This window comes from Paracoccus marinaquae, from assembly GCF_018860165.1.
In the GTDB taxonomy this organism is placed as follows: Bacteria; Pseudomonadota; Alphaproteobacteria; order Rhodobacterales; family Rhodobacteraceae; genus Paracoccus; species Paracoccus marinaquae.
Genome location: NZ_JAHKNG010000020.1, coordinates 20,242 through 33,485, shown reverse-complemented (window position 1 = coordinate 33,485; position 13,244 = coordinate 20,242). Strand labels below are relative to the sequence as shown.

General features: G+C 67.8%; 9 protein-coding genes. 3 read left to right on the top strand and 6 right to left on the bottom strand.

Annotation, left to right across the window (positions count from 1 at the left end; genetic code table 11):
- Window positions 1-49: 49 nt before the first annotated feature.
- The gene (ispH, locus tag KNW02_RS12200) at window positions 50-1,006 is read right to left on the bottom strand and encodes a 4-hydroxy-3-methylbut-2-enyl diphosphate reductase (RefSeq protein ID WP_216033551.1); all 957 of its coding nucleotides are present in this window, start codon (window positions 1,004-1,006) and stop codon (window positions 50-52) included.
- Window positions 1,007-1,191: 185 nt separating this feature from the next.
- On the bottom strand, window positions 1,192-1,395 hold the full coding sequence (locus KNW02_RS12195) for a hypothetical protein (protein WP_216033550.1): 204 nt from the start codon (window positions 1,393-1,395) through the stop codon (window positions 1,192-1,194).
- 209 nt (window positions 1,396-1,604) lie between these two features.
- Here KNW02_RS12195 and KNW02_RS12190 point away from each other — a divergent pair, with 209 nt between their 5' ends.
- A complete protein-coding gene (locus KNW02_RS12190) occupies window positions 1,605-3,161 on the top strand; it encodes a winged helix-turn-helix domain-containing protein (protein WP_216033549.1) in 1,557 nt (518 codons plus the stop codon).
- A 73-nt stretch (window positions 3,162-3,234) separates the two neighbouring features.
- On the opposite strand, the gene putA is transcribed toward KNW02_RS12190, so the two are convergent.
- Window positions 3,235-6,642: a bifunctional proline dehydrogenase/L-glutamate gamma-semialdehyde dehydrogenase PutA gene (gene putA, locus KNW02_RS12185; RefSeq protein WP_216033548.1), complete on the bottom strand. Its 3,408-nt coding sequence runs from the start codon at window positions 6,640-6,642 to the stop codon at window positions 3,235-3,237.
- Between the two features lie 110 nt (window positions 6,643-6,752).
- Here putA and KNW02_RS12180 point away from each other — a divergent pair, with 110 nt between their 5' ends.
- On the top strand, window positions 6,753-7,217 hold the full coding sequence (locus tag KNW02_RS12180; protein WP_216033547.1) for an Lrp/AsnC family transcriptional regulator: 465 nt from the start codon (window positions 6,753-6,755) through the stop codon (window positions 7,215-7,217).
- Window positions 7,218-7,230: 13 nt separating this feature from the next.
- On the opposite strand, the gene KNW02_RS12175 is transcribed toward KNW02_RS12180, so the two are convergent.
- Window positions 7,231-8,688 (bottom strand): MORN repeat-containing protein, encoded by a 1,458-nt coding sequence (locus tag KNW02_RS12175; protein ID WP_216033546.1) that lies wholly within the window; start codon window positions 8,686-8,688, stop codon window positions 7,231-7,233.
- Window positions 8,689-8,809: 121 nt separating this feature from the next.
- On the opposite strand from KNW02_RS12175, the gene KNW02_RS12170 reads away from it, so the two are divergent.
- On the top strand, window positions 8,810-10,468 hold the full coding sequence (locus KNW02_RS12170; protein WP_216033545.1) for an NAD+ synthase: 1,659 nt from the start codon (window positions 8,810-8,812) through the stop codon (window positions 10,466-10,468).
- A gap of 36 nt (window positions 10,469-10,504) precedes the next feature.
- On the opposite strand, the gene KNW02_RS12165 is transcribed toward KNW02_RS12170, so the two are convergent.
- Together KNW02_RS12165 and KNW02_RS12160 are read right to left on the bottom strand one after the other, a co-directional pair.
- On the bottom strand, window positions 10,505-12,202 hold the full coding sequence (locus KNW02_RS12165; RefSeq protein WP_216033544.1) for a calcium-binding protein: 1,698 nt from the start codon (window positions 12,200-12,202) through the stop codon (window positions 10,505-10,507).
- A 245-nt stretch (window positions 12,203-12,447) separates the two neighbouring features.
- Entirely contained in the window at window positions 12,448-13,188 is a 741-nt protein-coding gene (locus KNW02_RS12160; protein ID WP_216033543.1) for a glucose 1-dehydrogenase, read from the bottom strand.
- Between the last annotated feature and the right edge of the window lie 56 nt (window positions 13,189-13,244).

Genomic DNA, 13,244 nt, shown 5'->3' with positions numbered 1-13,244 from the left:
GTCCCTTTTCGTCGCCCGGACATCCCGCAGAGGTGGCCGGGCGCGTCGCCTATGCCGGCTCTCGCAGCACCCGCGGCACCTTGAACTCGACATTCTCCTGCGCCGTCTCGACCACCTCGAGCGCCACCTCATAGCGGGCGCGGAAGGCGTCGATCACCTCGTTGATCAGAACCTCGGGCGCGCTGGCCCCGGCGGTCACGCCAACGGCGCGCGCGCCCTCGATGGCCCGCCAGTCGATCTGCTCGGCGCGCATGACGAGCTGCGAATAGGCGCAGCCGGCGGCCTTCCCCACCTCGACCAGGCGCTTGGAATTGCTGGAATTCGGCGCCCCGATGACCAGCAGCGCGTCGATCCTGGGCGCCACCGCCTTGACCGCCGCCTGGCGGTTGGTGGTAGCATAGCAGATATCCTCGCGGGCCGGGCCGGTGATGCCCGGAAACCGCGCCTGCAGGGCCGCCACGATTTCGGCCGTGTCATCGACCGACAGCGTCGTCTGGGTGATGAAGGCCAGCCGCGCCGGATCGCGCGGCGCGATCCCCGCGACATCCCCGACCGCCTCGACCAGGATCACCTCGCCATCCGGTAATTGTCCCATGGTTCCAAGGACTTCCGGGTGGCCGGCATGGCCGATCATGACCATCTGCAGGCCTTCGGCGTGATGCCGCGCCGCCTCCATATGCACCTTGGACACCAGCGGACAGGTGGCATCGACAAAGACCATCTCGCGCCGCCGGGCCTCGGCCGGGACCGCCTTGGGCACACCATGGGCCGAGAAGATCACCGGCCGGTCATCGGGGCATTCGTCCAGTTCCTCGACGAAGATCGCGCCTTTTTCACGAAGCGAATCAACGACATACTTGTTGTGGACGATCTCGTGGCGGACATAGACCGGGGCGCCCCATTTCTGCAGGGCCATCTCGACGATCTTGATCGCGCGGTCCACGCCGGCGCAGAATCCGCGCGGCGCGGCCAGAAAGAGGGTCAGGGGCGGCTTTGCGTGTTCCATGCGGCTGACCTAGCGCGGAGCGCCCGCCGCGTCCAGCAAAACGCCACTCACAAACCGGACACCGGACAGGCACCGGATGTGCACAGCCTGTACACAGCTTGCGCGAGTTGCTCGGCCGCGATCGGCAACGCCGGCCTCGCCCTTGCCCGGATGGGCAGCACCTCACGGCGAGCAATGCGGGCCCGTCAAAGCCGCTTCGCGCTTTGCTCGGCCACGTTGCAGTGAAGCCGCTGCACCTGCCAGCCGGGGTGGGTTTTGGCCCAGTCGGCGGCCAGGAACTGCGTGCTGGTCATGCACTGGATCAGGGTCATGTCGGTCAGCAGCCGGCTGTAGGTCCGGCACCGCTCGGGCTCGCCCATAAGGCAGGCGACAAGGATGAACTCGATCATCAGGCCCTCCTGAAATGGATGTGGCTCATGCCGGGTGAAGGCGCGGCAGAGGCAGGGGCGCGGACAGGGCCGTCACCGCCGCCGAGGCCTGCCGGAACGGCGACCGTGACATGAAATGCTTCAGGCTGCATACTGTCCTCCCGTCACTTGTGCTGGTGTCTGATCGTCTCTCTGCCGCGCGAGCCAAGTCCCGAAAACCGGACCTAAAAATGCCGAAACTGTCCGAAATCCTCGCCTTCAGATCCGCCACCGGGCAGAGTTTCAACGGTGCGTCGATCGATACGGGCCGCCGGGGCGTGATCGGGCCGGATGGGGTGTTCACGCCGCTGAGGCCGAAATCCTTCGAGGTCCTGCGGCATCTGGCCGGTGAGGCCGGCGGGATCGTCAGCAAGGACGCGCTGTTCGATCGGGTCTGGGCCGGGCAGGCCGTGACCGAGGACAGCCTGACGCAATGCGTGGGCGACATCCGCCGGGCGCTTGGCGACGAGGACAAGCGTGTGCTGGAAACCGTTCCGCGCGTGGGGTTCCGGCTTCACGCCGACCGGCGCGGCGCGGGCCTTCGGCGCCGGCGGCTTGCTGCGCTTGCCGCGGGCGCGGCCGTCGTTCTTTTTGCGGCGGTGCTGATACTGCGCGATCCGGCGGGCGAGGTGCCGCCGACCATTGCCATCGCCTCGGACGGCGCGACCGCGGGCCTGGCGGGCGATCTGGGCCATGCGCTTGGCCGCTATGGCAGCCTGACGCGCGTCTCGCGGGCGGCGCGGTTCGAGCTTGATCTTTCATCGACGACCCGCGGTCGCGTGCTGGCCAGCGTGACGGATACGGCAACCGGGCGTGTCATCTTTTCGCGCACCTTCGACGATGAGGACGGGCTTGCGGTGCGGCTTGCCGCCCGGCTGGCCTCGCCGCTGAACGGCGAGATCGCCCGGGTGCTGTTCGCTGCCTCGGAGAACAAGCCGGTGGCGGAATTGACCCCGCTTGAATGCTATCTCATCAGCTATCAGTTGCAGGGAAACCAGAACAACGACCGGATCGCCAAGCGGTCGGACGCCTGTCTCTCGGCCCTGCTGGCGCGCAACCCGCGGGACGCGCGCGCCCTGGCGCTGCGGGGCGCGCTTTACGCGCAGCAATACTGGTGGGGTGTCGGGCTGGACGAGCCGGCGCGGTCGGACCCGGGCCTGCGGGCCGGGCTGGCGTCACGGGCGCTGGTGTCGGTGGAACGGGCCGAGGCCCTGCATCCGCCGCCCGACGCCGCGACCTATTATGCGATGGCGCGGGCCTATTACGCGAACTGCCAGCGCGAGCAGACACTGGCCACCGCCCGCCGGGCGCTTGAGATCAACCCGGATGATCCGAACATCCTCGGCGGCGTCGGTAACTGGACCGCCTATGTCGGCCGGTGGGAAGAAGGCGCGGCCCTGGCCCGGCGCGCGATAGATCTTGCGCCGCAGGGCTATGCACGGTGGTGGTACTGGCCCATCGGCAAGGCGGCCTGGGTCGCGGGCGATTACGAGGCGGCACTGGACGGCTTCATGAACGCCTATGACGAAACCTCATGGCTGAGCCAGGTGCAGCTTGCCTATACGCTTCCCTATCTTGACCGGTTGCCCGAGGCGCGCCGCGCGGTCGAACGGCTGCGCGAACTGCGGCCGGGCTTCACCCGGCAGGATGCCCGCTTCGCCTATGAGCGCTGGTGCTTTCCCGAGGCGTTCATCACCAAGATGGATCGCGCGCTTGAACTGGCCGGCCTGCCGGACGCGGCGGGGTGACGGGCCGGACCGGGTAATCGCCGGTGATCGGGCGACGCGCGGCGGCGCGCGGCGCCCGATCCCTGCCAGCGGGTCAGCCGGCCAGCAGCGCGGCGTTGCCGCCGGCGGCGGTGGTGTCGACGCAGAGATGACGCTCATGGGCGACATGGGCCAGATCGGGGCTGGCGGAGATCAGGGGCCGGATCGGCCCTGACTGCCCGGCCAGCGCCCGCGCATAGGCCTGCCCGCGCGTCTGATCGCCCCACCACAGCGCCGCCGAGAAGCCCGGCAGATCCGCCAGATCCCCGGCCGACAGCGCCCCGGACGGGACCGCCGCCCGCCCGCCAAGCGCCTCGATGGCGCGGCCCTGCGCCTCGGCCGCCTCGCGGCCCGGGCCGAGGCACAGGACCGGTGGGCGGACGACCAGCACCAGACGGTTCAACTCGCCCGTGGGTCCGGGCATCAGGCGATCCTGCAGGGCGGTTTCGGCCGCGGCCGAGAGTTGCGTGCGCAGTGCGTTGAGATCGGCAGCGGCGGTCCAGTCGCCCGGGACGGCCTCGACCGGTTCGGGCGCGTAGAACCGGGCCAGGTAGAGCGGCCCGCCCGCCTTGGGGCCGGTTCCCGACAGGCCTTCGCCGCCGAAGGGCTGGCTGCCCACGACCGCGCCGATCTGGTTGCGGTTCACATAGATGTTGCCGGCATGGACGGCGCTGGTCACCTCCTGCACGCGCGAATCGATGCGGGTATGCAGCCCGAAGGTCAGACCGAAGCCGCGCGCGTTGATGTCGGCGATCACCTGCGGCAGGTCGCGGTTGCGGAAGGTGGCGACATGCAGGACCGGGCCGAAGATTTCGCGGCCGAGATCGGCGATGCCCGTGACCTGCATCAGCGTGGGCGCGATGAAATGCCCGTCCGCCGGCGCCGCGCGGCGATGCAGGACGCGGTCGCTGTTCTGCGCCAGATAGGCGGTGATGCCCTCTTGCGCCTCGGCGTCGATCACCGGGCCGACATCGGTCGACAGATGCCAGGGATCGCCCACGCCCAGCTGATCCATCGCGCCCTTGATCATCTCGATCAGCTGGGGCGCGATATCCTGCTGGACATAGAGGCAGCGCAGCGCCGAGCAGCGCTGCCCGGCCGAGCGGAAGGACGAGGCGACGATGTCGCGCACCGCCTGTTCGGGCAGCGCGGTGGAATCGACGATCATCGCGTTCAACCCGCCGGTTTCCGCGATCAGCGGTGTGCCGGGGGCCATGTTCGCGGCCATGGCGCGGGCGATGATCCGGGCCGTCTCGGTCGAGCCGGTGAAGACCACGCCGCCGATCCGCGCGTCCGAGGTCAGCGCCGCGCCGACGGTGGCGCCGTCGCCGGGCAGCAGTTGCAGCGCCGAGGCGGGCACCCCGGCCCGATGCAGCAGCCGCACGGCGATGGCCGCGATCAGCGGCGTCTGCTCGGCCGGCTTGGCCAGCACGGCATTGCCCGCCATCAGCGCCGCCGCGATCTGGCCGGTGAAGATCGCCAGCGGAAAGTTCCACGGGCTGATCGCGGTGACGATGCCGCGCGGCGCCCCGGCCTGCGCCTCGCCCTCGGCGGCATAGTAGCGCAGGAAATCGACGGCCTCGCGCAGCTCACCCACCGCGTCGGGCAGCGATTTGCCGGCCTCGCGGCCAAGCGTGGCGAAGATCGGCCCGAACTCCGCCTCGTAGAGATCGGCGGCGCGGCGCAGCGCGGCGGCACGTTCGGCCGGGGCGGCGGTCCAGACCCGCGCATCGGCGATGGCGCGGGCCACGGTGGCGGCATCGGCCTCGGTCACCTGCGCCACGGCGGCGCCGGTCGCGGGGTTCAGGACGGCCCGCGCAACGCCCGCGGGCGCCGAGACGGTGATCGGCGCGGCATCGGGCGGCGTGACCGCGCGCGCCACCTCGATCCGGGCCAGCGTGGCCTCGTCGGTCAGATCGAAGCCGGTCGAATTGGTCCGCCCTGCCCCGAAGAGGGCGGCCGGCGCGACCAGCGTGGCCGGGGCCGTGGCGGTGGCCAGCGCCTCGAACGGGTCGCGGGCGACCTCTTCGGGGCTGACCGTCTCATCGACGATCTGGTGCACGAAGGACGAGTTGGCGCCGTTTTCCAGCAGCCGGCGGACCAGATAGGCCAGCAGGTCACGATGCGCGCCGACCGGGGCATAGATGCGGCAGGCGCCGCGGGTCTCGCGGATCACGATGTCATGCAGCCGCTCGCCCATGCCATGCAGGCGCTGGAACTCGAAGGCGATGTCGCCGACCATTTCGAGGACCGCGGCGACGGTCTGGGCGTTATGGGTGGCGAATTGCGGATAGATCCGGTCGGCATAGCCGATCAGCTTGCGGGCATGGGCGATATAGCTGACATCGGTCGCGGTCTTCGAGGTGAACAGCGGGAAGCCGGGAAACCCCTCGACCTGGGCGCGCTTGATCTCGGTATCCCAATAGGCGCCCTTGACCAGCCGCACCATGATCCTGCGGTCCAGCCGCCGGGCGGTGCGATAGAGCCAGTCGATCACCGCGCCCGCGCGCTTGCCATAGGCCTGCACGACGACGCCGAACCCGTCCCAGCCGGCCAGCGACGGATCCGACAGAACCGCCTCGATCACCTTCAGCGAGATAACCAGCCGGTCCTGTTCCTCGGCATCGATATTCATCCCCATGCCGGCCGCCCTGGCCTGCTGCGCCAGCTTCAGCACCACCGGCACCAGTTCGGCCAGCACGCGGTCTTCCTGCGCCACCTCGTAGCGCGGATGCAGCGCCGAGAGCTTGATCGAGATGCCGGGGTTCCTCTGTACCGAGCCCTTGTCGCAGGCCCGGGCGATCCCGGCGATGGCCTCGGCATAATCCTTGGCATAGCGCGCGGCATCGGCGCCGGTCATCGCCGCCTCGCCCAGCATGTCATAGCTGTAGGTGAAGCCCTGCGCCTCGCGCGTCCGGGCACGGTCCAGGGCTGCGTCGATGGTCTGGCCCAGCACGAACTGCCGGCCCATCTCGCGCATGGCGCGGCCGACGGCGGTGCGGATCACCGGCTCGCCCAACCGCTTGATCGCGCCGCGCAGCGTGCCGGCGATGCCCGGCTGGTCGTCGTCCAGCACCTTGCCGGTCAGCATCAGCGCCCAGGTCGAGGCATTGACCAGCGAGGACGAGGCCTCGCCCAGATGCCGGCCCCAGTCCGAGGGCGCGATCTTGTCCTCGATCAGCGCGTCGATGGTCATCCGGTCGGGCACCCGCAGCATCGCCTCGGCCAGGCACATCAGCGCCACGCCCTCGCGCGTGGACAGCCCGTATTCGGACAGGAAATGCTCCATCAGCGTCGGCTTGGCCTCGCTGCGGATGCGCCGCACCAGATCGGCGGCGCGGCGGGTGATGGCGGCACGGGCGGCGCCGTCCAGCCCGGCCTGCGCCACCAGTTCGGGCAGCAGATCGGCTTCGGGGCGAAACTTGGCCTCGGTGGTGAAGGCGGAAAAATCAGTCTGTGCCATGGGCTCCTCCTGCGGCGATGGCCCTGAATACCGGATTGCGAATGGACGATGGGTCCAAATCATATCATAATCGTGGCCAAGGCGAACAATCTGCGAAGGAATTTTGGATCGTGGAGGAAGATCTGGATCCGATCAACCGGCGCATCCTGTCCGAGCTGGTCGCCAATGCCCGGATTCCGATCACCGAACTGGCGCGCAAGGTCGGCCTGTCCAAGACGCCAGTGGCGCTGCGCATCCGGCAGATGGAGGAGATGGGGCTGATCACCGGCTATCGCGCGATCCTGTCGCCGCTGAAGCTGGGCCTGACCCATGTGACCTATATGGAACTGCGCCTGAACGACACCCGCCAGAAGGCGCTGGAGCAGTTCAACGCCGCCATCCGGCTGATCCCCGAGGTCGAGGAATGTTACATGATCGCGGGCGGTTTCGACTATCTGATCAAGGTCCGCTCGCGCGACATGACCGATTTCCGCCGCATCATGGCCGAGAAGATCTCGGCCCTGCCGCATGTCGGCAGTTCCTCGAGCTATGTCGCGATGGAGGCCGTGGTCGAGCAGAACTGGACCGAAATCTGAGGCCGGGCGCGGGCTATTCCGTCGCCGTCGCCTCATCGTCGGGCATGGCCGGCGCCTCGGCCGTCTCGCCCTCAGGCAGCGGGCCGGCCTCGATCAGGCGGTTATCCTCCCATTCGCCGGCGGCGACCTGCCCGGTGGCATAGCGCATCACCCCCTGCCCCTGCCGCTTGCCGGCCACGAAATGGCCCTCATAGCGGTCGCCGCTGGCATAGGTGGCCACGCCCTCGCCGTCGATCTCGCCCTGCTGCCAGCCGCCCTCGTAGACGAAACCGTCGGGCGTGGTCAGCTTGCCCTGCCCCTCGCGCAGGCCATTGGCGAAGGTGCCGGTATAGACGGTGCCGTCGGGATAGGTCGCCTGCCCCTCGCCATGCCGCTGGCCGTCCTTCCAGGCGCCGGAATAGACATAGCCGTCGGGATAGGACATCCGCCCCTGGCCGTCATTGCGCGCATTGCGAAAGCTGCCCTCATAGACCATGCCATTGGCGTAGGCGGCCTTGCCCTCGCCCTCGATCACGCCGGCGGCCCATTGCCCCTCATAGGTCGAGCCGTCGGGATAGGTGATCTTGCCCGCGCCCTGGGGGCGGTCGGCCTGCATCGCCCCGTCATAGACCGAGCCGTCGGGATAGGAGATGCGGCCGCGCCCCTCCATCCGGCCCTCGACCCAGTCGCCGCTATAGACATAGCCGTCGGTGCCGGTGAAGGTGCCGGGCCCGTGGCGGCGGTCGGCGCGGAACTGGCCGTCATAGACATCGCCATTGGCATAGGTGGCGATGCCCTGCCCCTCGCGCTTGCCGTTCAGCATCTGGCCCTCGTAGCGGTCGCCCGAGGGCTGCACCAGCAGGCCCGAGCCCGACATCTGCCCGGCCGACCAGATGCCGTCATAGGCCAGCCCGTCGGCCATGGTCAGCTTGCCCTTGCCGGCGCGCTGCCCGGCCAGCATGCCACCCTCGTAGATGGCGCCGTCGGGATAGGTGATCCGGCCCTGCCCTTCCTTGACGCCGGCGTTCCAGTCGCCCTCGTAGCGATAGCCGTTGGGCTGGGTCAGCACGCCCTTGCCCTGATGCAGCCCCCTGACGAAATCGCCCGTATAGACCGAGCCGTTGGCATAGCGCGCCTCGCCCTTGCCGGTGATCTCGCCGGCGATCCAGTCGCCCGCATAGGTGCCGCCATCGGCATAGGTGATCTTGCCCTGCCCGTCCGGCTTGCCCTTGGAGAAATGCCCGGCATAGACCGAGCCGTTGGGGAAGGTGGCCGTGCCCTGGCCCAGAATCTCGCCATCGACCCAGTCGCCCTCGTAGCGATAGCCATTGGGCAGCGTATAGGTGCCCTGCCCGTGCTGGCGGCCGTTGCGGAAGGTGCCCTCGTAGACACCGCCGTCGTCATATTGCTTGGTGATGACCTGCGCATCGGCCGCGCCCATTGCCGCCATCAGCGCCAGTGCCGCCGCACCCGCCCGCATCGCTGCCTTCATCGCCTGCATCCTTCGCCTTTTGCGCACAGGTCTACCCCAAGCCGCCGCCACGCGCAAAGCCCGACTTTTCCTTTCAGGCTTCATCCCCTATCACGGGCGCGAGAGATGCAGGGGCCACGCCATGACCGACCGTTTCCGCCTGACAATCGGGCAGTTGAACGCCACCGTGGGCGATCTGCCCGGCAATGCCGCGAAAGCGCGCGAGGCCTGGGATGCCGCGCGCGCGGCCGGGGCCGAGATGCTGGCCCTGCCGGAGATGTTCATCACCGGCTATCAGACGCAGGATCTGGTGCTGAAACCCGCCTTCACCGAACAGGCCATGGCGGCGCTGATGGACCTGGGCGGGGCCTGCGCCGATGGCCCGACGCTGGGCATCGGCGGGCCGTGGCGCGACGGCGACAGGCTGTATAACGCCTATTGGATCTTTCGCGACGGCAGGCTGGTCGCCCGCGTGCTGAAGCACCACCTGCCCTACAAGCAGCTGTTCGACGAATTGCGGCTGTTCGATTCCGGCCCGATCAGCGGCCCCTACCCGGTCGGCCCGGTCCGCATCGGCTCGCCCATCTGCGAGGACAGCTGGTATCCCGACGTGGCCGAGACGCTGGCCGAGACCGGGGCCGAGATCCTGATCGTGCCCAATGGCAGCCCCTATCACCGCGAGAAGCTGGACCTGCGCATGGGCCATATGGTCGGCCGCGTGGTCGAAACCGGCCTGCCGCTGGTCTATGTGAACATGGTCGGCGGGCAGGACGACCAGATCTATGACGGGGCCAGCTTCGTGCTGAACCCGGGCGGCAGGAAGGTGGTGCAGCTGCCGCCCTTCGAGGAGGCGCTGGTGCATGTCGATTTCACCCGGCAGGCCAATGGCTGGCAGGCCGAGCCCGGACCCATGACCCCGCAGCCCGACGCCTGGGAGCAGGATTATCACGCGATGATGCTGGGCCTGCGCGAATACCTGCGCAAATCGGGGTTTGCGAAGGTCGTCCTCGGCCTCTCGGGCGGGATCGATTCGGCGCTGGTCGCCACCATCGCCGCCGACGCCATCGGCGCCGACAACGTCCGCTGCGTGATGCTGCCCTCGGAATACACCTCGCAGGCCAGCCTTGAGGACGCCGCCGATTGCGCCGCCCGGCTGGGCACGCGGCTTGACACTGTCCATATCGAGGGCGCGCGCGACGCCGTGGCCGGGGCGCTGGCGCATCTGATGGAAGGCACCAGCCCCGATACGACCGAGGAAAACATCCAGTCCCGCCTGCGCGGGGTGATGCTGATGGCGATCTCGAACAAGTTCAACGAGATGCTGCTGACCACCGGCAACAAGTCCGAGGTCGCGGTGGGCTATGCCACCATCTATGGCGACATGGCCGGCGGCTATAACCCGATCAAGGACCTGTACAAGACCCGGGTGTTCGAGACCTGCCGCTGGCGCAATGCCAATCACCGCGACTGGATGATGGGTCCGGCGGGCGAGGTGATCCCGCCGCAGATCATCTCGAAGCCGCCCTCGGCCGAGCTGCGCCCGAACCAGAAGGATCAGGATTCGCTGCCCCCCTATGAGGTGCTGGACGCAATCCTCGAAGGGCTGGTGGAAAAGGACCTGGCGCTGAAGGATCTGGTGGCCCGGGGCTTCGACCCCGAAACGGTGAAGAAGGTTGAGCGGCTGCTCTATATCAGCGAATGGAAACGCTATCAGGCCGCGCCCGGGCCGCGCATCTCGACCCGGGCCTTCTGGCTCGATCGCCGCTATCCGCTGGTCAACCGCTGGCGCGACGGGTTGTAGGCGCGGCGGCGCGGCACCCCTCCGCGCCGCCCCCGATCACAGCAGGAAATCCCGCTCGATCAACTGGATCGGATCCTCGAGGACGATGATCAGATCGGCGCGCCGGTCGCCATCCCTGTCGGCCTGGATCTGGGTCAGCCCGCCATTCCTGACAAAGCGAACCTCGCCATCGATCCCGTGAAACGGCTGGGTTCCGATGAAATCGAAGGCCTGATTGCCGGCGCGATCGGCGCGCGCATCCAGCGGCCGCAGGTCGATCCTGTCGCCCTGCCCGCGGATGAAATCGGGAATCCGGTCGGCCGCGCGGTCGAATTTGACGAAACGGAAATGATCCGCGCCCGGGCCGCCGACCAGCCGGTCGATGGCATCGCCCCCAATCAGCACGTCATTGCCCGGGCCGCCCGCGAGCCGGTTGGCATCGTAGTTGCCGGACAGGACGTCATGGCCCCGGCCGCCATTCACGTTCTCGAACTCGCGCAGTTGCAGGCGCCCGTTCGGGGTGGTTGCGTTTCCGCTTTCCAGATCGACGACGACACGTCCGAAGAACGCCCAGAAATCGACCGTATCCAGATCACGATTGGTCGCGTCCGAAGCCGAACCGCCACCGTTCACGGTAACGGTGTTGCCGGGATCGGCCTGCGCCCTGAAGATCAGGGTATCGGCATCGCGGCCCAGATTGATGTAATCGGCGCCGCCCTTGTTCAGGATGACCCGGTCCACGCCCCGCCCGGCATTGATGGTTTCGATGAAGTTGTTGCCGCTGGTGATGGTGTCATTTCCCCGGCCGGCATCGATAAGCGCCGCCTCGCCATTGACCGTGATCCGGTCATTGCCTTCATCGCCTGCGATGGACTGCGCCCAGGTCGGGATCGTGGTGAAGATCGTGTCGTTGCCGTTTCCGCCGCTGATATGGTTCGCGCCATTGCCTGCGCTGGTGATCGTGTCGTTGCCGTTTCCGCCATCGACGAACATGGCATCGCCATTGACCGTGATACGGTCGTTCCCATCCTCGCCCGCAATGGTGCGAGTCCATGTCGGGATCGCGGTGAGGATGGTGTCGTGACCATTTCCCCCGCTGATATCGCCCGCATTGCCCCTGGTGGTGATCCGGTCGTTGTCGTCGCCCGTGTCGATCTTGGCGATCCACTGGGTGCCGCCCTCGACCGTATCCATGCCGCGGTTGGTCCTGATGTTGTTGACCTGGCTTCGGGCGATGATGGTGTCCGGTCCGTCGTAGCTGATGATCGATTCGATACCGGCGCCGCGATTCTCGACCACGATCCGGTCGGTGCCGTTGCCCAGATCGATCGTTCCCAGCCATTGGTTGCTGTTGACCTGAACGATATCGTTGCCGTCGCCAGTCGAGGCAAAGTTCACCCTCGCATCACCGATGGTCAGCAGATCGTTGCCGCCGCGGGTGCTGACCGTCTCGACGCGGGTGCGCGTCAACGCGATGACGTCCCTGACCTCATGCGAGCCGATGATCGTGTTAATGCCCCGCTCACCGGCCGCGGCATCGTCGCTGACGATCAGCCCCAGACCGCCCGATGCGCGCAGCACCGAAGAGTTCCAGCTTCCGGTCAGGTTGACCGTAAGGATTGGCCCGACACTGGGTGAATGGAAGAAGAAGCCGTCCACCCATTGTTCGAACCATTCGTATTCCTGAACCCCATTCACCACGACCGGAGTCGTGCCGTCGAGGGTGATCGTCGTGTCGCTGGTAATCGTGACCATGGTCTTGTCCCCTGTCTTCATGTGTCGATGCAGGACCGCACGGCCCCGAGAGGACAGGTTCACATAGTAGCGTCATTGCAGCGTCATTCGGCCTTGCGGCGGCGCAGGCCCGTCTGGCTTGTTCAAGTCTTGTGCATTGATTTCATGCGCGGAATACGCCGCGAGCAGCATGTCCCCGGGGCCGGAGGAAAGGACCCGGATCAGCCCACCGCACAGGCGAATCGGCCCAGCGGAACGAGGGCGTCTCAGATGCAGCGCCCGCCGTCGACCTCCATGGCGACGCCGGTGATCATCGAGGCCTCGTCCGAGGCCAGGAAACAGGCGGCATTGCCCAGATCCTCGGGCGTCGAGAAGCGGCCGATGGGGATGGTCGACAGGAACTTCGCCCGCATCTCGGGCGTGTCCTCGCCCATGAAGCTTTTCAGCAGCGGCGTTTCCCCCGCCACCGGGTTCAGCGCGTTCACGCGAATGCCGAAGGGCGCCAGTTCCACCGCCATCGCCCGGGTCGCGGTGATCAGCCAGCCCTTCGAGGCATTGTACCAGTTCAGCCTTGGCCGCGGCGAGACGCCTGCGGTCGAGGCGATATTGACGATGGCCCCGCGCCCTGCCTGCTTCATCAGCGGCACGACCTCGCGCGCGACTAGATAGACCGACTTGCAGTTCACCGCCAGAACCCGGTCGAAATCGGCCTCGCTGACCTCCTCCATGGGCGCCGGAAGATGGGTCACGCCGGCATTGTTCACCATGATGTCTATGCGGCCGAAGGCCGCCATGGTCTCGGCCACCATGGCGGCGACGCTGGCGCCATCGGCCACATCCGCCCGGAGCGCGCGGCCACCGGTCTCGGCGGCGATCGCGCCCGCCGCGGCCTCGTTGATGTCGGCCACCACGACCTCGGCCCCTTCGGCCGCGAATTTCCGCGCGATGCCGGCGCCGAACCCCGAGCCACCACCGGTCACGATGGCGATCTTGCCTTCAAGCCTCATCCTGTCCTCCCGTTCCGTCGCGGCATGATCGCCAGGCAGGCGGCAACCGCAAGCCG